Origin of the sequence: Sphaerimonospora mesophila, assembly GCF_001417795.1 — a bacterium.
Classification (GTDB): domain Bacteria; phylum Actinomycetota; class Actinomycetes; order Streptosporangiales; family Streptosporangiaceae; genus Sphaerimonospora; species Sphaerimonospora mesophila.
The window spans coordinates 110,927-130,034 of sequence record NZ_BCBX01000035.1 but is presented as its reverse complement, the minus strand read 5'-3'; the positions used below and the strand labels follow the sequence as shown (position 1 = coordinate 130,034).

General features: G+C 70.4%; 20 protein-coding genes. 12 read left to right on the top strand and 8 right to left on the bottom strand.

Features of this window, described 5'->3' with window-relative positions; genetic code table 11:
* Nucleotides 1–31 precede the first annotated feature (31 nt).
* The 3 genes from AP234_RS14650 (at nt 32) to AP234_RS14640 (ending at nt 2,044) form a co-directional block, all read left to right on the top strand.
* The gene (locus tag AP234_RS14650; RefSeq protein ID WP_152990415.1) at nt 32–586 is read left to right on the top strand and encodes a DUF5709 domain-containing protein; all 555 of its coding nucleotides are present in this window, start codon (nt 32–34) and stop codon (nt 584–586) included.
* Nucleotides 587–608: 22 nt separating this feature from the next.
* Nucleotides 609–1,154 carry a hypothetical protein gene (locus AP234_RS14645; RefSeq protein WP_055480211.1) on the top strand — a complete coding sequence of 182 codons (546 nt, stop codon included), beginning with the start codon at nt 609–611 and terminating at the stop codon, nt 1,152–1,154.
* 251 nt (nt 1,155–1,405) lie between these two features.
* Complete coding sequence (locus AP234_RS14640; protein ID WP_055480210.1) at nt 1,406–2,044, top strand: HD domain-containing protein; 639 nt, start codon at nt 1,406–1,408, stop codon at nt 2,042–2,044.
* 63 nt (nt 2,045–2,107) lie between these two features.
* Here the strand turns inward: AP234_RS14640 and sigJ are convergent, their stop codons facing one another.
* Nucleotides 2,108–3,067, bottom strand: coding sequence for an RNA polymerase sigma factor SigJ (gene sigJ / locus AP234_RS14635; protein ID WP_235558176.1), 960 nt, complete (start codon nt 3,065–3,067; stop codon nt 2,108–2,110).
* A gap of 104 nt (nt 3,068–3,171) precedes the next feature.
* Here sigJ and wrbA point away from each other — a divergent pair, with 104 nt between their 5' ends.
* Nucleotides 3,172–3,780, top strand: coding sequence for an NAD(P)H:quinone oxidoreductase (wrbA, locus tag AP234_RS14630; protein ID WP_055480209.1), 609 nt, complete (start codon nt 3,172–3,174; stop codon nt 3,778–3,780).
* Nucleotides 3,781–3,869: 89 nt separating this feature from the next.
* On the opposite strand, the gene AP234_RS14625 is transcribed toward wrbA, so the two are convergent.
* Entirely contained in the window at nt 3,870–5,051 is a 1,182-nt protein-coding gene (locus AP234_RS14625; protein ID WP_055480208.1) for a cytochrome P450, read from the bottom strand.
* An 87-nt stretch (nt 5,052–5,138) separates the two neighbouring features.
* On the opposite strand from AP234_RS14625, the gene AP234_RS14620 reads away from it, so the two are divergent.
* The 6 genes from AP234_RS14620 (at nt 5,139) to AP234_RS14595 (ending at nt 11,418) form a co-directional block, all read left to right on the top strand.
* Nucleotides 5,139–5,750, top strand: a complete 612-nt coding sequence (locus AP234_RS14620; protein WP_055480207.1) for a TetR/AcrR family transcriptional regulator — start codon at nt 5,139–5,141, stop codon at nt 5,748–5,750.
* 247 nt (nt 5,751–5,997) lie between these two features.
* On the top strand, nt 5,998–6,963 hold the full coding sequence (locus AP234_RS14615; protein ID WP_055480206.1) for an Acg family FMN-binding oxidoreductase: 966 nt from the start codon (nt 5,998–6,000) through the stop codon (nt 6,961–6,963).
* Nucleotides 6,964–7,106: 143 nt separating this feature from the next.
* Nucleotides 7,107–8,399, top strand: a complete 1,293-nt coding sequence (locus tag AP234_RS14610) for an amidohydrolase family protein (RefSeq protein ID WP_055480205.1) — start codon at nt 7,107–7,109, stop codon at nt 8,397–8,399.
* The gene (locus tag AP234_RS14605) at nt 8,399–9,886 is read left to right on the top strand and encodes an AMP-binding protein (RefSeq protein WP_063842942.1); all 1,488 of its coding nucleotides are present in this window, start codon (nt 8,399–8,401) and stop codon (nt 9,884–9,886) included. Before AP234_RS14610 ends, AP234_RS14605 begins: the two co-directional genes overlap by 1 nt.
* A complete protein-coding gene (locus AP234_RS14600; protein WP_055480203.1) occupies nt 9,879–11,030 on the top strand; it encodes an acetyl-CoA acetyltransferase in 1,152 nt (383 codons plus the stop codon). Before AP234_RS14605 ends, AP234_RS14600 begins: the two co-directional genes overlap by 8 nt.
* A 10-nt stretch (nt 11,031–11,040) precedes the next feature.
* Entirely contained in the window at nt 11,041–11,418 is a 378-nt protein-coding gene (locus tag AP234_RS14595; RefSeq protein ID WP_055480202.1) for a Zn-ribbon domain-containing OB-fold protein, read from the top strand.
* Here the strand turns inward: AP234_RS14595 and AP234_RS14590 are convergent.
* From AP234_RS14590 to AP234_RS14565, 6 genes are all read right to left on the bottom strand, one after another.
* Nucleotides 11,348–12,175: an IclR family transcriptional regulator gene (locus AP234_RS14590; RefSeq protein WP_055480201.1), complete on the bottom strand. Its 828-nt coding sequence runs from the start codon at nt 12,173–12,175 to the stop codon at nt 11,348–11,350. The genes AP234_RS14595 and AP234_RS14590 overlap by 71 nt on opposite strands.
* A 95-nt stretch (nt 12,176–12,270) precedes the next feature.
* Nucleotides 12,271–13,506: an ABC transporter substrate-binding protein gene (locus AP234_RS14585; protein WP_160330441.1), complete on the bottom strand. Its 1,236-nt coding sequence runs from the start codon at nt 13,504–13,506 to the stop codon at nt 12,271–12,273.
* Between the two features lie 8 nt (nt 13,507–13,514).
* A complete protein-coding gene (locus AP234_RS14580; protein ID WP_055480199.1) occupies nt 13,515–14,597 on the bottom strand; it encodes a branched-chain amino acid ABC transporter permease in 1,083 nt (360 codons plus the stop codon).
* A gap of 1 nt (nt 14,598) precedes the next feature.
* A complete protein-coding gene (locus tag AP234_RS14575; RefSeq protein ID WP_055480198.1) occupies nt 14,599–15,480 on the bottom strand; it encodes a branched-chain amino acid ABC transporter permease in 882 nt (293 codons plus the stop codon).
* Nucleotides 15,477–16,199, bottom strand: coding sequence for an ABC transporter ATP-binding protein (locus AP234_RS14570; RefSeq protein WP_055480197.1), 723 nt, complete (start codon nt 16,197–16,199; stop codon nt 15,477–15,479). Before AP234_RS14570 ends, AP234_RS14575 begins: the two co-directional genes overlap by 4 nt.
* Complete coding sequence (locus tag AP234_RS14565) at nt 16,196–16,993, bottom strand: ABC transporter ATP-binding protein (protein ID WP_063842921.1); 798 nt, start codon at nt 16,991–16,993, stop codon at nt 16,196–16,198. Before AP234_RS14565 ends, AP234_RS14570 begins: the two co-directional genes overlap by 4 nt.
* A 66-nt stretch (nt 16,994–17,059) precedes the next feature.
* On the opposite strand from AP234_RS14565, the gene AP234_RS14560 reads away from it, so the two are divergent.
* Nucleotides 17,060–18,364, top strand: a complete 1,305-nt coding sequence (locus tag AP234_RS14560; RefSeq protein ID WP_055480195.1) for a M20/M25/M40 family metallo-hydrolase — start codon at nt 17,060–17,062, stop codon at nt 18,362–18,364.
* Entirely contained in the window at nt 18,364–19,089 is a 726-nt protein-coding gene (locus AP234_RS14555; protein WP_055480194.1) for an alpha/beta fold hydrolase, read from the top strand. The genes AP234_RS14560 and AP234_RS14555 overlap by 1 nt, the downstream gene beginning before the upstream one ends.
* Nucleotides 19,090–19,108: the final 19 nt, after the last annotated feature.

Genomic DNA, 19,108 nt, shown 5'->3' with positions numbered 1-19,108 from the left:
GATGCCCGGTGAGCTGAAGGAGGGGGACGCGGTGAGTCAGCACACACCGGAACACGATCCGCATTCGCGGTTCGAGGACGAAGGCATTCCCGACCTCCAGGACGGGACCCCGCAGCAGCAGTGGGCGGTCGATCCCCAGGAGGCGCCACTGCCCGCGGATCACCCGACCGCCGCGGACGACTATGGCACCACGGTCGACGAGATGATCCAGGGAGAGCCGCTTGACGGCCGGTTGAGCAGGGAGATGCCGGAGGAACAGCCGGTCTACGGCACGGACGGACCACCCGTCGTCCATCAGGAGCGTCCGCGCATCGGACAGGCGATCACCGAGGACGGCGGGCTCGGTGTCGGCTCCGACCTGGACACCGACTACGAGCAGGACAGCGGGGTGCCGGCCGGTTGGGAGGCACAGCCGGAGGAGCCGTCCGGCGCGGTCTGGGACGCGCCACGCCCTGCCGGCCGTCTCGTCGCTCCGGACGAGGGTGCCCATGGCGACGACGAGGCGGAAGAGACGGCCGTGGAGGTCGGCCCCGACGCGGGAGGTTACAGCGCCGAGGAGGCCGCCATGCGAGTCGAGCCCGAATGACCAACTCGACGGAGGACGAGCGATGCCCAGGGAAGAGGACGAAGGTACGAAGTTCGACAGCGATCTGCACAACATGGGCGGCGACATCGGCCCCGGGTCGATCCGCGGCGCCAACCGTGCCCCGAGGGGCAAGCCCGACGACACCGCCGAGCCCGCGAGCGGCTACGCCGAGCCGATGGGCTACGTCACCGGCCGCGACGACGAGTGGGGCGTGACCGCCGGGTCCGGCGAGAAATCGGTGGCGGCCCGCACCGACGAGGTCCCGGATCACCTGGAGACCGCCGGGCCCAGCCCGCATCCGATGCCGCCGGACGCCATCGAGGAGCAGGGCCATGGCGGCCGTCCCGGCTTCCGGGTGCAGGGGCCGGTGGACGAGGCCGAGCATGGTGTCGTCGAGGACGAGACGCCGCGCGGTGCCATGCCGTACCGGGTCGGAGAAGGCGGGCACGTCAGCGGCGACCTGGAATGGGCCGAGCCGGGAGAGGACGACCCCGACGTCGGCTCGGGCCGTACGGACGCCGACGACGGCGGCTATCTGCCCGGCGAAGGCACCGGACGCCCCTACTGATGCGGCCCGCGCGACCACGAGAAATCGGTACGGACGGATCTCGGGTGTCGGCCTCGACCGCCGTGCGGAGAGGCCGGCACCCGCGTCAGGCGACGTTTTGTGACGAGGATCAATATCTCGGTAAAGCGAGTTCGCTGCCGGGCCGGTGGCGGCCGATTTCCGGAGCAGAGCGGATGTAATTTCCAGGGGCGGAACCGGACCGCTGAACGGTACGGAAGATTCCCGCCGGGACAGGGAAGGGGACCATCCGCATGACCGAGACCATCGCCGGCATCGTCATCCCGGATTCGGCGCTCGCCAGGGAGGCGACGGAACTGGTCCGGGACACCGCGACCCCGCTGCTGTATCACCACTCCCGCCGCGTCTACCTCTTCGGCTCGCTGCGAGGTCTCCGGCTCGGTCTGCGTGCCGACCCCGAGTTGCTCTACGTGGGCGCGATGTTCCACGATCTCGGGCTCACCGAGACCTACCGGCGTACCGACCAGCGCTTCGAGCTCGACGGCGCCGATGAGGCTCGCCGCTTCCTCACATCACACGGGGTGCCGGAGGCCGACGTCCGCAAGGTGTGGGAGGCGATCGCCCTGCACACCACGCCCGAGATTCCGTACCGCCTGGAACCCGAGGTGGCCCTCGTGACCGCCGGTGTGGAGACGGACGTCCTCGGCATCGGCTACGCAGACCTGGACACCGGGCAGATCATGGCGGTCACCGCCGCGCACCCCCGGCCGGACTTCAAGCGCCAGATCCTGCTCGCGTTCAAAGAGGGGTTCGAGGAACGGCCGGACACCACGTTCGGCACCGTCAATGCCGACGTGCTGGAACACTTCGTGCCCGGATTCCGCCGCATCGACTTCGTCGACGTGATCCAGAACTCCGACTGGCCCGAGTAGGGCGATCACTGATCGCGAATCTCGGGCGGCCTCGCGAAGAGAGCCCTACCGATCGGACGCCGGTCAGTCCGTCGTCCAATGCCGGAGCTTGTCGGGGTTGAGAATCGCCCAGATGTGCTTGATCTTGTCGCCGGTGACGTCGAACGCCAGCACCGACACGGTGACGCCGTCCTGTCGAGCGACCAGGCCGGGCTGACCGTTGACCGTACACTCCACGATCGTCAAGTCGCGCACCGCGCCCGCCCGATCCGCGAAGAAGCGCGCGACCCGCTCGGCGCCCTCGACCGGACGGAGCTCGGCCCTGGCGAGTCCGCCGCCATCGCCGGTCGCCGTGGCGTCGGAGTCGAGAAGTCCGATGAGGGCGTCGATGTCCTTGGCCGCCCAGGCCCGCTTGAAGTCCCTGACGATGCCGGCGTGCCGGTCCGCCGGGGTCGCGGGAGGCCGCGACGCGCGAACCCGGCGGCGGGCCGAGGAGGCCAGCTGACGGCAGGCCGCCGGGGTACGGCCGACGATCTCGGCCACCTCGGCGAAGGGGTAGCGGAAGACGTCGTGCAGGACGAAGGCGACGCGCTCGGCCGGGGTCATCGATTCGAGCACGACGAGGAAGGCCATGCTGACGGACTCGTCGAGCGTGACCCGGTCGGCCGGGTCGTCGTCCGCCGGCTCGGGCAGCGGCTCGGGAATCCACGCGCCCACGTACCTCTCGCGCCGGGCCCGGGCCGAGCCGAGCAGGTCGAGGCAGATGCGACCGGCGACCGTCGTCAGCCAGGCGCCTGGGGATGCGATGGCCTCCTGCTGCCGCCGGGACAGGGCGCACCAGCGGGCGTACGTCTCCTGCACGACATCCTCGGCATCGGTCAGGGAGCCGAGCAGCCGGTAGGCGAGATTGATCAGGTGACGTCGCTCGCTCATGATCACGTTCAGGTCCGGATCGGTCCTGCCGTCCACCGGCCCGGATGGGTTGGTCCCGGATGGGTTGGTCATGGTGTTGCCGACTCCCTCGGTCGCGTCGCCCTCACCCATTCGACGGGACACCCCGCCGAACTGTCAGGTCGGGCCCCGCCTCACATCTCGCGGGGTCATGTCGTCGTACGGATGAACCGACCCGACGAGGAAGGAAACCGATCATGCGACCCGTGAACGTGGCGATCATTTACTACAGTGCCACCGGCACCGTGCACGCCCTGGCCCTGGCCGCCGCCGAGGGGGCGGAGAAGGCCGGTGCCCACGTGCGACTGCGGAAGGTCGCAGAACTGGCCCCGCCGGAGGCGATCAGCGCCAATCCGGCCTGGGCCCGGCACATCCGGGACACCGCCGACATCGCCGAGGTCGACCTCGACGACCTCGCCTGGGCCGATGCCGTGCTCTTCGGCACCCCCAGCCGCTTCGGCAACCCCGCGAGCCAGCTCAGGGCGTTCATCGACACCACCGGCCCGCTGTGGTTCCGAGGCGAGCTCGCGGACAAGGTCTACTCGGCTTTCACCGCCTCCAACACCGCCCACGGCGGACAGGAGTCCACCCTCCTGGCACTGGGAAACACGTTCTACCACTGGGGCGGCGTCATCGTGCCCCCCGGCTACACCGATCCCGTCCAGTTCCAGTCGGGCAATCCCTACGGCACCTCCCACGTGGTCGGCGATGGCCCGCCCGGCGAGGTGTCCCTGCAGGCCGCCCGCCACCAGGCCCGCCGCGTCGTCGACACCGCCGCCTCGCTCAGGGCCGGCCGCACCGGCTGATCCCGTACCGCACACGTGGCGGCGTCGGCGGCCAGGACGGCCGGCAGCGCGCGGGCGATCACCGGCCGGCGCGGGTTCGTCTTCGGCGGTCACCAGATGACGGGCAGGGCGGTCAGCCCGCCGGTCAGTACGTTCGGGTCGAAGGTCAGCTCGTCGATCGGGCATCCCGGCTTCAGGGTAGGGAAGCGGGCGGCCAGCTGGGCGAAGACCACCCGGAGCTCGAGGCGCGCCAGCGGTGCTCCGATGCAGTAGCGGGCGCCGTGGCCGAAGCTCAGGTGCGGTACGGCGGGGCGGCCGATGTCGAAGCGGTCCGGGTCGGTGAAGACGGACGCGTCGTGGTTGGCCGCGCCGTTGTCCAACAGCACCAGATCCCCGGCGCGCACCCGCACCCCGGCGATGTCCAGGTCCGTACGGGCATAGCGGGGGATCCCGCCCCCGCCCAGGCCGGGCGCACGCAAGATCTCCTCCACCGCCGCGTCGATCCGGGACGGTGCGTCGACCAGGGCCTGCCACTGGCCCGGGGTGGCCAGCAGCCACAATGCTCCCTCGCCGATCGCGGTGACCGTGGTCTCGTGCCCGGCGAACAGCAGGAGCATCCCCATCATGGCGGCCTCGTCGTCGCCGACCCCGTCGGTGGCGGCCAGCCGAGAGATCACGTCGGCGTCCGCCTCGCCCTCGGCCCGCTTGCGCGCCACCAGGTGCCGGCCGTAGCCGAACAGCTCGGCCAGGCCCTGCTCGGAGCGGGAACGGTCGGTGATGTCACCGGCCGCCTGAGTCCATTCCCGGAACCGGGCGCGCTCCTCGTACGGGACGCCGAGCAGCTCGCAGATCACCGCGATGGGCAGCGGCAGTGCCAGCGCGGCGTGCAGGTCGGCGGGCGGACCGGCGGCGGCCATCTCGTCCAGGAGATCGGAGGTGAGCGCCTCGACGCGGCCGCGCAGCGCACGCATCCGCTTGGGCGAGAAGTGCGGCTGCAGCAGCGCGCGCATCCGCCGGTGGTCGGCCTGCTCGGTGTCGAAGTCGCCCAGCGGGCCGCCGAACAGCGCCGACTCCCCGGTGCGGGAGGCCTTGTCCGGCTCCCGGTGGGCCCGGCCGAGGCGGTCGTCGTCCAGCAGCCGGCGCACCTCCTCGTATCCGGTCACCTGCCAGCCGGGGGCACCGACAGCGGTGCGGATGGCGTGGATCGGGCCGCGTGCCTGCAGCTCGCGCAGCAACGGGGCGGGTCGCATGGGATGGGCCTGCTCGTACGGCAGCCGAACGGGGACGGACATGACTCCCCCTCTAGGTAGACGCCGATTTATACACTTCGATGTTTACTAAAACACATATATACTTTGCCGTCTACAAGTGGAGGTGGGATGAGCGATCGCGAAGCCGAGGGCACCGGTCCTGCGACCGTCCCGGCCCCGCCGGTGCGGCGGCTGCGCCGAGCGGAACGACGCGAGCAGATCCTGGACGCCGCCACCCGTGCCTTCGCCCGCGCCGGCTACGCCGCCACCGGCCTGGACGACATCGCCGCCGAGGCCGAGCTGACCCGGGCGATGCTCTATCGGCACTTCGATTCCAAGGCCGATCTGTACCGGGCGGTGCTCGATCGGGCCTGCGTACGGGTGGCCGAGGAGGTCGGTGCCGACGACTTCGGCGACGACGCCATCCCGGCGCTGCTGCGTGCCGCGGCCGCCGACCCGGACGGCTTCCGGCTGCTGTTCCGCCACGCCTCCCGTGAGCCGGACTTCCGCGAGTTGATCGACTCCTTCGCCGCCGCCTCACGCGAGGTCGCCCACCGCAACCTCGCCCGCCACATCCCGGCGGGCCCCTGGCTGGACTGGGCCGCCGATCTGATCCCCACCATCACCCTGGAGGCCGTCATCGCCTGGCTGGACGCCGGTCGGCCCGATCCCGGCCAGGCGGCCGAGCGCATCGGCCAGATCGTGCACGGCGTCATGGCGGCGGCGCGGCCCACCGGCTGACCCGCGGCCGACCGTCACCGCCCCTGCGCGCACCGCTTCGCCGGCGGATGCACGGCCACGGAACCTGACCGATCAGCTGTGGAAAGGCGGGTTCCACGGGTTCCCCAGGTGATCCGGTGACCGGTTCCACGATGACCCTGTGACCGAACGGGCCGATCGACGTGCGACAGCGGGCCTTTCGCCCCTGTCCGAGAAGGTCCAACGGGAGAAGCCTCGGATCGAGGAGCTTCGACCATGGAGGTGCGCCATGTCCTGTCCCGTTGCCACTGAACTTGGCATCCGCAGGCTGCTCACCGCCGCGGGCCAGGCGCCTTCGGTGCTCAACACCCAGCCATGGCGCTTCCGGATCGTCCGGGGAGAATACGCCGAGCTGTACGGCGACCGGGACCGCACGCTGTCGGTCAGCGACCCGCGTGGCCGTTCGCTGCACGTGAGCTGCGGGGCCGCGCTGTTCAATGTGCGGCTCGCGGCGCGGGTCGCCGGTCATCGGCCACTGGTGTGGCTGCTTCCGGATCCGGAGGGGCGGCATGACCTGCTGGCGGCCGTGCGCATGGTCGAGCTGGGGCCGCCCACGGCCGCCGAGCGCGACCTGTACGAACAGATCGGCCGCCGGCGCACGAACCGGCAGCCCTTCGACCGGCGGCATGTCCCCGACCAGGTGATGTCCGAGCTGCGCACGGCCGCCGCGAGCGAGGGCGCCCGGCTGGTGCCGCTCGGCCGCGGCGCCACGGCTGAGCTGTTGGACTACGTCACGATCGCCGAGGACGGCCTGCTGGCGGACCACGACTACCTCGCCGAGCTCGCCGCTTGGACGATGCGGGGCGCGTACGCCGATGGGATTCCCGCCTACGCCTTCGGCCCGCGTTCCGCGGACGACCCTTCCCCCGTACGGGACCTCGGCGCGGCGCACCCGGGACGGCCGTCCGCCTGTTTCGAGCCGCACCCCCGGCTCGCGGTGCTGACGACGCCCGGTGACAGGCGGGTGGACTGGCTACGTGCCGGGCAGGCCCTCCAGCGGATGCTGCTCGTCGCGACCGCGCACGGCGTGTCGGCGTCGTTCCTCAACCAGCCGCTGGATCTGCGCGACATGCGGCGCCGCAGGGACCCGTACCACCGGCGCGGCCACGCTCAAATGATCATCAGGTTCGGGTACGGCCCGGCCGTCGCCCGCGCGCCCCGGCGCCCGCCGGCCGAGCTGATGACCTCATTTTGACCGAGGGAGCGTAGATCACCTTTCACCAACGAGGGTGCGAGGGACCGGGCTTCCCGCGGATGTCTCGGTGAGATCGCATCTTGACTCATATCGATATGCATAGCAGACTGCCGTTATCCTACACATAACTGCGGAGGTCTGCGGTGAAGATCGCTCTAGTAGGCGGGACGCTGGTCGACGGTCGCGGCGGAGCGCCCGTACCGGCGTCGACGGTGGTCGTCGACGGCACACGGATCGTCGGAGCGGGGGCGGACATCACCCCCGATCCGGACGCGACGGTGATCGACGTGAGCGGCAAGACCGTGATGCCGGGGCTGATCGACAGCCATGTGCATTTCGCCGGTTGGGCGCAGCGGCTCGCGAGCCTGCCCAACATCCGCCTCATGTACCTGGCCGCGCGCAGCGTGTACGCGATGCGGCGGACCCTGGAGCTCGGCGTCACCACCGCTCGGGACCTCGGCGGCCTCGAGGCCGGTTTCGTCGAGGCGGCCGACGCCGGGGTGCTCACCGCGCCGCGGCTGCAGACCTGTGTGTCGATCATTCATCCGCGCAACGGGGTGCTGGACAACATCCCGAGCCACGGCGGCCTCACCACCCGGCGCGGTCTCAACCAGATGATCCCGGGCGCGCCTGTGCCGTACTGCGACGGGCCCTGGGAGGCACGCGGCAAGGTACGCGAGGTGCTCAGCTGCGGCGCTCAGGTCATCAAGATCGCCACCAGCAGCCAGAGCGTCAAGGACGAGGTGCAGTGGGAGCTGCCCACCTTCACCGAGGCCGAGGTGGCCGCGATCGTGTCGGAGTCCCACGCGGCCGGGGTGAAGGTGACGAGTCACGCGATCGGCAGCCAGGGCGCCATGACCGCCGTGAAGGCAGGGGTGGACGGCATCGAACACGGCTGGGGGATCGATGACGAGGTCCTGGAAGCGATGGCAGAGCGGGGAACGTGGCTGATCCCCACCTTCTTCATCGCCGACTACCATCGCCGGTTCGATCCCACGGTGGCGGAACGCGAGCAGGCGGACCGGCTGCTCCATGGGGCGCTCGACACGGTGGCGAGAGCGCGTGCGATGGGGATTCGCATCGCGATGGGCAGCGACGCCGGCGAGCACGCCATCGGCGGATCCATCGAGGAGCTGTCCTGGATGGTCGAGGCGGGCATGACCCCGACGGAAGTGATCACCGCGGCGACGAGCGGCGCCGCCGAGTGGCTGGGCGTCGCCGACCACGTCGGCACGCTGGAGGTGGGCAAGGAGGCCGATCTGCTGGTCGTGGACGGTGACCCGACCGCCGACATCACGGTCATGCGCCGGCCGCTGCCGCTGGTGATGAAGAGGGGAGAGGCGGTCTACGGCGCGCTCGCGCCGAGCCTGTCGGAGTGGGAGCCGATCATCCAGCGCTCGTCGTACCAGGCGGCGTGGGCGGGGCCGGACGCGTGATGACGTCCTTCGGTGCCCGGCTACGGCAACTCGCCTCGGCCCACCCGGACAGCGTGGCCATCACGCTCGTCTCCCCCGACGGTGCGGAGGAGCACGTCACCTGGGCCGAGCTGGACAGCGGGGTCGACGCGGCGGCCGCGGGCCTGGCCGCACGCGGTCTGACGGCCGACTCCCTCCTGATCGTCGCGCTACCCTCCGGCAGGGCGCATTTCCACGCCGTGCTCGCGGGCTGGCGGCTCGGCGCCTGCGTACTGCCGATCAGTCACCGGCTGCCGGGGCCCGAGCGCGATCAGATCCTCGATCTGGCACGGACCTGGCGGCGCACGCTCGTCGTCACCGGCGAACCGCTGCCGCGACGCGATCACGTCACGGTCCGGACGATGTACGGCGAGGCCGGCGGGCCCGCGCCGGCCGATGTGGTGCCCCACCCGGGGAAGGCGATCTGCTCCGGTGGCTCCACGGGCCGACCGAAGATCATCGTTGATCCGCAGCCCTGGGCCCGTACAGCGGGCGACCTGGGGGTGCTGGGCCATCAGGGGGTGGCGTCCGGGCAGACCCAGCTCGTCACCGGGCAGCTGTACCACAACATCGCGTTCACCCTCAGCCACGTGGGGCTGTTCGAACGCCACCACCTGGTGGTGATGACCAAGTTCGACGCCGCGCTCGCCGTCGACCTGATCGAGCGGCACCGGATCACGTTCGCGGGCTTCGTCCCGACGATGATGCAGCGCATCGCGCGGCTGCCCGGCATCGCGGAGCGTGACTTCTCCAGCTTCGAGGCGCTCTACCACAGCGGGGCCCCGATGCCCGACTGGGTGAAGCGGACCTGGCTCGATCTGGTCCCGCCGGAACGGCAGTTCGACGTGTACGGCACCGCGGAAGCGGTGGGGCGCTGCCTCATCCGGGGCGACGAGTGGCCGGCCAGACCCGGCAGCGTCGGGCGGCCCCACTTCACCGAGCTCCGAATACTCGACGACGACGGCGTCGAGGTCCCACCCGGCACGGTCGGCGGCATCTACATGCGGCGGACGGACGTCCAGGGCCCCACGTTCCACTACGTGGGCGCGCCCGCCCCGCCGGCCACTCCCGACGGCCTGGTCACCATGGGTGATCTGGGGTGGATGGACGAGCAGGGATACCTGTACCTCGCCGATCGGCGGCTCGACATGATCGTCACCGGAGGCGCCAACGTCTATCCGGCCGAGGTCGAGTCCGCCATCTCCAGCCACCCGGCCGTACGGGACGTCGCCGTCGTCGGACTGACCGACGAGGAATGGGGAAAGCGGGTGCACGCGGTCGTGGAGTTGGTACCGGGACACGATCCCGAGCGGGCCCCGGCCGAGCTCGACGCGCATCTGCGGGCCCGCCTCGCCTCCTACAAGATCCCCAAGAGCTACGAGTTTCCGGCCAGGATGCCCCGCGACGAGTCGGGCAAGATACGCCGGCAGGCGCTGGTCCACGAGCGCGAGAAGGCTCCTCATGCGTAGCCGCCCATGGGACGTGTACGTCACCGGAGTCGCCGAGACGCCGTTGGGCGAGGTCACCGGCCAAACGGAGCTGTCCATGGTGGCGCTCGCCGCCCGTGAGGCACTGGCCGAGGCCGGGCTCGGCCTGAAAGACGTGGACGGACTCTTCGTCAACTACCTGGGTGAGCAGGGATCCGTGCAGGTCGGGGAGTATCTCGGCATCCAGCCCCGGTACGCCGACTCCACCGACCTGGGCGGCGCCGCCTTCGCCGCGTTCGTCCACCACGCCATGCTCGCGGTCGCGGCGGGCCGCTGCGAAGTGGCGCTGGTCGCCTACGCGTCCCGCCAGCGCAGCCGCAGGGTCCGGCGCCTCGGCGAGACGCCGGACCCCTACACCCTCATCGGCCAGTTCCAGGCCCCGCACGGGCTGCCCCGGCCGATCGGCCACTACGCGCTGATCGCGGCCAGGCACATGCACGTGTACGGCACCCGCCCCGAGCACCTGGCCGAGGTCGCGGTCGCCGCTCGCCGCTGGGCGCGGCTCAACCCCAAGGCATGGGTCCGCACGCCGCTGTCCGTCGACGACGTGCTCACCTCACGGATGATCTCCACGCCGCTGCACCGGCTGGACTGCTGCCTGGTCACCGACGGCGGCGGCGCGCTCGTCATCACCGGCCGTGCGGTCGCCTCCGGCGCGGCCAAGCGGCCGGTGCGCGTCCTCGGCGCCGGGGAGAGCCACACCCACTGGCAGATCTCGCAGATGCCGGATCTCACCGTCTCGGCCGGTGCCGTCTCCGGCCGGGAGGCGTTCGCGATGGCCGGAATCGGCCCGGACGACGTGGACTTCACCGAGCCCTACGACTCCTTCACGATCACTCCCCTGCTCGCCTTCGAGGACCTCGGCTTCTGCGGCAGGGGTGAGGGCGGGGAGTTCGTCTCCGGGGGTCGGCTGGGGCCGGGCGGTGAGCTGCCGAGCATGACGTCGGGCGGCGGGCTGTCGTACAACCACCCGGGCGCCCTGGGCGTACAACTGCTGGTCGAGGCGGTCCGCCAGATCCGCGGCGAGGCGGGCGAACGCCAGGTGCCGCGCCACCGCGTCGGCCTGGTCCACGCCGTCGGCGGCTGCTACTCGGCGGCTTCCACCGTGATACTGGCTCAAGACTGAGGGACGACGGATGGACCACGATCCGCTGACCACCTGGTTCTGGCAGGGCGCCGCCGAGGGCGTCCTGCTGGTGCAGCGCTGCGAGGAGTGCCGGCACCACCAGTTCTACCCCCGGCCGTTCTGCCTGCGATGCGAGTCCGACCGGGTGGTGCCGGTCGAGGCTTCGGGTGCCGGCACCCTCTACTCGTTCACCGTCGTGCACGTGAGCACGGGTCTTGACGTCCCGCCGCCGTACGCCGTGGGCCTGGTCACCCTGGACGAGGGCCCCCGGCTGCTCGCCCGGCTGGTCGGCCTGGATCACACGATCGGCGACCGGGTCACCGTGCGGTGGCGGGACGGGAACCCTCATCCGGTCTTCGGTCCGGCTGCCCGCCCAGCTTCGCGGTGATGCGCGCTGCGGTCTCCAGCATGATGCCGGGAAGATCGCCCGACAGGCGTGGTCTCACCCGATAGGAGGGCCCGACCAGGCCCAACGCGGCGACGATCTTGCCGGTGTGGTTCCAGATCGGCACACCGATGGCGTCGGCGCCGATCACGTGTTCCTCCTGTACGGTCGCGTAGCCGCGCTGTCTGATCTCCTCGACGGCGCGGCGCAGCTCGTCCGGCGTCAGCGTGTGCTCGGTGAACCGTTCGACGGGCTGCTGCGTGAGGTAGGCCTCCCTGTCCTCCGGGCTGAGAAACGCGAGCAGCACCTTGGACGCGCCGCCGGCGTGAAGAGGTAACACCACACCCGGTTCGAGGACTCCCCGGATCAGTTCCGGGCTTTCGATCACGTCGAGGCACAGTGCCCTGGTCTTGCCCTGTGCGACGAGAAGGTAGCTGGTCTCGCCGGTCCGCGCGCACAGCGCTTCGAGCTCCGGCCCGGCCGCCGCCTTCACCAGGTCGTGTCCCTGTGTGGCGGTCGATGCGAGCTCGAAGATGCGCAGGCCCAGGGTGTAGCCGTCCTCGACGCGAAGAACGAAGCCCTTGTCCTCCATCGTGCGCAGCAGGCGGAAAACCTGGTTCTTGGTCATGCCGAGGCGCCGGGAGAGCTCGGCCATGCCGAACGTGTGCGGTGGTGCCTCGAACGCCCCCAGTAGGTCCAGCGCACTGGCGACCGCCTCGACCGTGTAGACCGTGCGTGGTCGCGCCGTTTCCGATGCCATGAACGTGCCCTTCCGGGTCTGTCTGAACGTTTCTGCGGTAAGGCCGTGATGCCCGGACCAGCCGTCGGCCGCCCGGGCATCACGGCGAGGAGTCGCTACTTGACGGCGTCCGTCTGGCGGATGTCGACGACATCGCCCACAGGCTGCCATTGCTCCCCGTCGAACTGTGAAATCTGATACTGGAAAACGAGCCGTCCCCCGGCACCGCCATTGAGACGAACGCCCGGTAGCAGCGTATCCAGTTCAAGATCCGATGTGCTGTCGATCGCCTCCAGGAGGGCGGCACGCGTGGGGCTGTTCATCCGCTTCAGCGCGTCGGCGAACGCCTGACCGGCGGCGTACCCGGACAGCGCCTTGTCGTCGGCGGGTTTGACGTCCGAAGCGTACTTGGCGATGACCTCGCGGTAGCGCGTGATGCCCGGGTCGTTCGCCCATCGGGCGTCCGCCGGATCCTTGGCCCACTGGGTGGAGTAGAAGCCCTTCACGTTGTCCAGCCCGGCCGGTTCGAGGATGGCGGTGCGTGAGCTGTTGAGCGCCTCGACGAACCACACCGGACTCCAGCCGATCTGCTTGAGATACTTCGGCGCGGACACGCCCTGCAGGCCGGCGAGGTTGCTGATGACCGCCGTCACACCGGAGTTCTTCAGCTCCAGCAGTTGCGCGCTGACGTCCGGGTTCGCCACGTCGTAGCTGACGACCTTCGCCAACTGGCCCGCACGGCCGGGGCCGAGTGCCTTCTTGATGCCCGTGACGTAGTCCGAGGTGAGCTCGTTGTTCAGCGCGATCACGCCGATCTTCGCCCCGGGCTCCTTCTCCAGGATGAACCGGGTCGCCAGGAATCCCTCGTAGGCGATGTCGTCCCACCAGGCGCGCGACGTGGCGTAGCCGGTGGAGAAGGCGCTCACCGCGGTGCCCACGAAGATCTGCGGGACCTTCGCCCGGTTGAGGTAGTCGCGGACGTTGTTCTGCGGCACGCCGATGCCGCTCACCGCGAAGACCTTGTCCTGCTCGACCGCGCGGCGGACGTTGGCCAGCGTCTTCGCCGGGTCGTAGGCGTCGTCGTAGATCGTGAAGGTGACCTTGCGCCCGTTGATCCCGCCGGCGTCGTTGAGCGCGTCGAAGTAGGCCTTCATGCCCTGGCCGTAGGACCGGCTGGCCGCGAGCGGCCCTGTCTCCGGCCCGCTGAAGGCGACCTTTATCTCGGTGTCGCTGATCCCGGGGTCGGGGTAGCGCTCGGGGTCGCTCTGACCGCCGCCGCGCCCGGCCGATCCGCAGGCCGTCAACAGGCACAGCACTGCGGCGATGGCGACCATTCTCGGGGGTGTTCTCATGGTCTTCCTCATTTCCTTACATGTGCGGGCGGCAGGCTCTGTTGCGGTGCGGCGTCATCGCCGGGGCCGGATGCCGGCCGGGCCTCGGCGGCGTTCTGATCGACAGTGGAATCGGCGGCGGGGCCGGCGGATCGGGTACGGCGCCACCGGCGGATCAGCGGCTTCACGGCGTCGGGAAGGCTCGCGAGCCCGTCCGGCCGCAGGTAGAGAACGAGCAGGACGGCGGCGGCGAACGCGTACTGCGGAAGACTGCGGGGCAGCGTCGCGGTGACCGCGGGCACGAAGCTGATCAGCGCGCCGCCGAGCAGCGCGCCCACCGGTGAGGCGACGCCGCCCACGACCGCGCCCACCAGCAGGTTCGCCGACAGGTTGAAGGTGAAGGCGTCCGGCGAGATGGCGCCGGCCACCAGCGCGAAGAGTCCGCCGGCGAGGGCGGCGTAGGCGGCGCTGAGCACGAAGACGACGATGCGCTCGCGGCCCACGCTCACCCCCATCGCGGCCGCGAGCGGCTCGCTGCGTCTGATCGCCTGCAGGGCCCGGCCCCGCGCTGAGTGCTTGAGGTTCTGCAGCACCAGCACGGCGATCAGCCCGATGACGACGGTGACCAGGTAGAACCACTGGCTGATGGTGAGCGCGCCGACGGGCGAGTCGACCGGCGGCAGGCTGTATCCGCTGGCGCCGCCCGTCAGACCGGAGAAGCGCATGAGCAGCGGCGGGAAGACCAGCGACAGCGCGAGCGTGACCAGGCCCAGGTATATGCCGCGCAGCCGGAGCGAGGGTATGCCGAGTGCCAGGCCGACGAGCGCGCCGAGCGCGGTGGACACGCACAGCGCGAGCGGGTAGGGCAGGCCGAGGCGGTCCATCGTGATGGCGCAGCCGTACGCGCCGATGCCGAAGATCGCGCCGTGGCCGATCGAGATGGTGCCGGTGAGCCCCGTGAGCAGCACCAGCCCGAGGATGGCGATGCCGTAGATCAGGACGATCGTGACGTGGAAGACGTAGAAGTCGGAGTAGAGGAAGGGGAACGCGCCTGCGACGAGGAGACCCCCGGCTCCCGCGAGGTACGTCAGCGGACTACGTCGCTTGCCCATGTCAGACCCTCCCCGAGGTCGCTCGGCCGAACAGACCGGATGGCCGCACCAGAAGGACGGCGAGGATGAGCACGAACGGCACGACAACGTTGAGATCGCTGCCGATGGCCGGGATGTAGGCGGCGGAGAGCGTCTGGGCCAGTCCGAGCACGAGCCCGCCGACAACGGAGCCGGCCATGCTGGTGAGACCCCCCAGGGTCACGGCGGCGAACGCGTACAGCATCGCGTTGAAGAAGATCGTGGTGTCGAGCCCCAGCATCGGGGCGGCGAGCATCCCCACGATCGCGCCCATCGCGGCGGCGAGACCCCACCCGATGAGGAGCATCCGGCTCACCGACACACCCAGCAGGCGGGCGGATTCCGGGTTCTCGGTGGCCGCACGCATGCGAAGGCCCACGGTGGTGTACCGGAAAAGGGCCGCCATCAGGACGAGCGATCCGCCGAGTACGGCCACGGCGCCGAGTTGATGAGCGGTGATCACGACGTCGCCCATCCGTACGACGCCCTCGCCGAACGGGCTGGGCACGGACTGCGGCAGGTATCCCCACAGCGAGCCGATGGTCGCGTTCAGCAGAAGCAGCAGCGCGAGCGTGGCGACGAGGAGGTTCAGCTCGTGCGCGCCCTCGATCGGGCGGATGAGGACACGCTCCACGGCCGCGCCGAGCACGAACGAGACCACGACGACGCCTATCACGATGAGCGGCCACGGCACGCCGTACGTGGTCAGGGTCCAGGCCAGGAACGCCGAGAACGTGGCGAACTGGCCCTGGGCGATGTTGAGGATGCCGCTGCCGTGGAAGACCAGCACGAGGGCGAGCGCCAGGCCCGCGTAGATGAGCCCGATGGAGAGCCCGTTGACGATTTGCTGTGCCAGATAGGTCATGATGTGCCCCCCAGGTAGGAGGACTTGGCGAGATCCGCCAGGGTCAGCTCGCTCGCGGTGCTGACGCGGTCGACACGGCCGGCCGCGAGCACGTACACCCGATCGGTGACGTCCAGCGCCAGCGCGGCGTTCTGCTCCACGAGCAGGACCGAGATCCCCCAGGCGTCGCGCAGGTTGCGCAACTGGAGCAGGATCTCCCGGGCGAGCTGGGGTGCCAGCCCGAGTGTCGGCTCATCGACCATGAGGATCCGCGGACGGGTGAGGAGCCCGCGGGCGATGGCCAGCATCTGCTGCTGCCCTCCGCTGAGGGCCCCGGCGCGGCGCCGGCGATACTCGCCGAGCACCGGAAAGTACTCGAGAACGGAGTCGAGGTCGGCCGCCCGGCGGTGGCGCTCCTGCCGGGGCCGCAGCCCCAGCGCGAGGTCCAGGTTCTCCTGGACGGTCAGCTCCGGGAAGGTGCCGCGGCCCGCGGGGACGTGCGCGACGCCGAGCCGGGCGATCTGTTCCGTCCGCATCCCGGCCGTGTCCGTGCCGAAGACCTCGATGCCGCCGGTGGTCTTCACCATGCCGGAGACGGCACGCAACACGGTGGTCTTCCCCGCGCCGTTGGGCCCGAGCAGGCCGACCACCTCTTTCACCCCCAGCGTCAGCTCGAGATCGCGTACGGCAGCGAGCCCGCCGTAGAAGGCGGTGACCGAGCGCAGCGCGAGGGCGGTCACGCGGCCACCCCGCCGAGGTAAGCGGCGATCACCTGCGGATCCTCGCGTACGGCCGCGGGCGTGCCGAGGGCGATCTGCTTGCCGAAGTCGAGGACCGTGACCCGGTCGGCGATCGCCATGACCAGGCCCACGTTGTGCTCCACCACGACCACGGCCACGTTCTGGGCGCGCGCCAGGGTGGACACCAGCCGTCCCATGGCGACGGCCTCGTCATGGTCGAGTCCACTGGCCGGCTCGTCCAGCAGGAGCAGCCGCGGGCGGCTGAGGAAGGCGCGGACGAGCTCCACGTTCTTGCGCAGGCCGTGTGCCAGCTCACCGGCGGGCCGGTCGGCGAGCCCGGCCATTCCGGCGTCCGCCAGCGACTGACGGGCCCGCTCTCTCGTCTCCGCCTCGAGGTGCCGCTCCAACCTGAGCGCACAGGAGAGGTAGCCGGGCCGCCGCACCAGGTCGGCGCCGAGCAGCACGTTCTCCAGCACGGTCATGGACTCGATCAACACGGGCGTCTGGAACGTGCGTGCGATGCCGAGACGCGACCGCCGGTGGGCGGCCATCCGCTCGATTCGCCTGCCCGCGAACCAGATCTGTCCCTCGCACCGGTAGAGGCCCGTTATGCAGTTGAACAGCGTGGTCTTTCCCGCACCGTTGGGGCCGAGGACGGCGAGGATCTCACCTTCGTCGACATCGGCGGTCACGCTCTGCAGGGCGCGGAGGCCGCCGAACGCGATGCCGACCTCGCGAAGCGACATCAGGTGCCGCGGCGGCCCGGTCGCAAGGTCATCAGATTTGCTTTCCATATCACCGATATAGTAGGTAGAACTTAGTGCCGTCAAGGGCCGCCGTCCGGGTGAGAGGAAGCCGCAATGATCGGATCGGGCGAGCACGATGAGGTGGCAGAGATCTGCCGGGATTTGATCAGGATCGACAGCAGCAACTGGGGAGACGGCTCAGGTCAGGGAGAAAGAGCGGCAGCGGAGTACGTCGCGGGCGAACTCGCGGAGTGCGGCGTGCAAGCCACGATCCTAGAGTCCGCGCCGAAGCGCGCCAATGTGCTGGCCCGCATCACGGGAACCGACCCCACCCTGCCCGCACTACTCGTGCACGGTCACCTGGACGTCGTGCCGGCCGTGGAGGACGGCTGGCGCTTCCCGCCCTTCTCCGGCGAGATCGCCGACGACTGCGTCTGGGGGCGTGGCGCCGTGGACATGAAGGACATGGACGCCATGATCCTCGCGGTCGTACGCCGCTGGGCCCGTGACGGCGTCCGGCCCCGCCGGGACATCGTCCTGGCGTTCCTCGCGGACGAGGAGGCGGGCGGACGCCACGGCTCCCACTGGCTCGTCGACCACCACCCCGAGCAGTTCGAGGGCTGCGCCGAGGCGATCAGCGAGGTCGGCGGGTTCAGCGTCACACTGGCCAACGAAGCACGCCTGTATCTGGTCGAGACCGCGCAGAAAGGGCTGGCCTGGCTGCGGCTCACGGCGCGCGGCCCCGCCGGCCACGGTTCGATGACCAATGACGGCAACGCGGTCGCGGCACTGGTGGACGCCCTCGGCCGGCTGACGGCTCACCAGTGGCCGGTACGGCTGACGCCTACCGTACGGCGCCTGCTCGACGGCGTCGCCGACACGCTCGGACTGGACCCCGCCACCCCGCCGGACGACATCGTGCGACACCTCGGGCCCCTCGCCCGCATGGTCGGCGCGACGCTGCGCAACACCGCGGCGCCGACCATGCTCGATGCCGGATACAAGGTCAACGTGGTGCCCGCCGCCGCCACCGCGCACGTCGACGGCCGGTTCCTGCCCGGACACGAGGAGGAGTTCATGGCCACCGTGGACCGGTTACTCGGCCCCGGCATCGAACGTGAAACGGTCCACCATGACATCGCGCTGGAGACCGGCTTCTCCGGCGATCTGGTGTCCGCCATGGTCAGCGCGCTGCGGGCCGAGGACCCGGAGGCCGGGGTCCTGCCCTACTGTCTGTCCGGCGGCACGGACAACAAGGCGTTCGCCAGGCTGGGCATCCGTGGGTACGGATTCGTACCGCTGCGGTTGCCGCCGGACCTCGACTTCTCGGGAATGTTCCACGGCGTCAACGAGCGGGTGCCGCTGGCCGCGCTCCGGTTCGGCGCCCGCGTTCTCGACCGCCTGCTGGTGGCGTACTGATGGCCACCTACGTTCTCGTCCACGGCGCCTACCATGACGGGTCCTGCTGGGACGCCACCACCCATTACCTGCGCGGACGGGGTCATACCGTACACGCACCGAGCCTGCCGGGGTCCGGCCCGGACGGCGATCACCGGGTCGGCCACGCACACTACAGCGCCCACGTGATCGACCTGATCGTCGGGGGCGACCTGCACGAGGTGACGCTGGTCGGCCACAGCATGGGCGGCTCCGTCGTGGCCGGGGTCGCCGAAGCGGTGCCGGACCGCATCATGACGGTCGTCTTCGTCGCCGGCGTCGTATTGCGCGACGGCCAGCGCCTGGTCGACGAGATCCCATCGGCGGCGCGTGCTCCGCTGGAACAGGCGCTGGCCCGCGGCGAGACCGCCTACCTGCCCCCGTTCGACGCGGTGCGGGCCACCTTCTTCCCGACGGTCACGCAAGAAGTCGCGGCCGACCTCTACCGCCGATACTGGAGGCCGCAGCCCCTGGCGCCGTTGCTGGACCGGGTGCACCTGCCCCGGTTCCACCGACTCGGCCTGACCACCGCATACCTGGTCGGCACCCAGGACGTCCGCGGGGTGAGCCCGGAAGAGAACTGGGACCCCTACTTCTCCTCGCGCCTGCCGGGCACACGGGTCGTCCGCTTCCCGGGCGATCACGAGATCATGCTCACCGCTCCGCGGGTCATCGCCGCCGAACTCGCCAAACTCTCCGGGGAGTGACCACCGCGAGCAGGCCGAG

Excerpts from the sequence above, each read along its gene's own strand:
- AP234_RS14645 (WP_055480211.1), top strand. The coding sequence starts at position 609 with ATGCCCAGGGAAGAGGACGAAGGTACGAAGTTCGACAGCGATCTGCAC.
- AP234_RS14640 (WP_055480210.1), top strand. The coding sequence starts at position 1,406 with ATGACCGAGACCATCGCCGGCATCGTCATCCCGGATTCGGCGCTCGCC.
- sigJ (WP_235558176.1), bottom strand. The coding sequence starts at position 3,067 with ATGGGTGAGGGCGACGCGACCGAGGGAGTCGGCAACACCATGACCAAC.
- wrbA (WP_055480209.1), top strand. The coding sequence starts at position 3,172 with ATGCGACCCGTGAACGTGGCGATCATTTACTACAGTGCCACCGGCACC.
- AP234_RS14625 (WP_055480208.1), bottom strand. The coding sequence starts at position 5,051 with ATGTCCGTCCCCGTTCGGCTGCCGTACGAGCAGGCCCATCCCATGCGA.
- AP234_RS14620 (WP_055480207.1), top strand. The coding sequence starts at position 5,139 with ATGAGCGATCGCGAAGCCGAGGGCACCGGTCCTGCGACCGTCCCGGCC.
- AP234_RS14615 (WP_055480206.1), top strand. The coding sequence starts at position 5,998 with ATGTCCTGTCCCGTTGCCACTGAACTTGGCATCCGCAGGCTGCTCACC.
- AP234_RS14605 (WP_063842942.1), top strand. The coding sequence starts at position 8,399 with ATGACGTCCTTCGGTGCCCGGCTACGGCAACTCGCCTCGGCCCACCCG.
- AP234_RS14600 (WP_055480203.1), top strand. The coding sequence starts at position 9,879 with ATGCGTAGCCGCCCATGGGACGTGTACGTCACCGGAGTCGCCGAGACG.
- AP234_RS14595 (WP_055480202.1), top strand. The coding sequence starts at position 11,041 with ATGGACCACGATCCGCTGACCACCTGGTTCTGGCAGGGCGCCGCCGAG.
- AP234_RS14590 (WP_055480201.1), bottom strand. The coding sequence starts at position 12,175 with ATGGCATCGGAAACGGCGCGACCACGCACGGTCTACACGGTCGAGGCG.
- AP234_RS14585 (WP_160330441.1), bottom strand. The coding sequence starts at position 13,506 with ATGAGAACACCCCCGAGAATGGTCGCCATCGCCGCAGTGCTGTGCCTG.
- AP234_RS14580 (WP_055480199.1), bottom strand. The coding sequence starts at position 14,597 with ATGGGCAAGCGACGTAGTCCGCTGACGTACCTCGCGGGAGCCGGGGGT.
- AP234_RS14575 (WP_055480198.1), bottom strand. The coding sequence starts at position 15,480 with ATGACCTATCTGGCACAGCAAATCGTCAACGGGCTCTCCATCGGGCTC.
- AP234_RS14565 (WP_063842921.1), bottom strand. The coding sequence starts at position 16,993 with ATGGAAAGCAAATCTGATGACCTTGCGACCGGGCCGCCGCGGCACCTG.
- AP234_RS14560 (WP_055480195.1), top strand. The coding sequence starts at position 17,060 with ATGATCGGATCGGGCGAGCACGATGAGGTGGCAGAGATCTGCCGGGAT.
- AP234_RS14555 (WP_055480194.1), top strand. The coding sequence starts at position 18,364 with ATGGCCACCTACGTTCTCGTCCACGGCGCCTACCATGACGGGTCCTGC.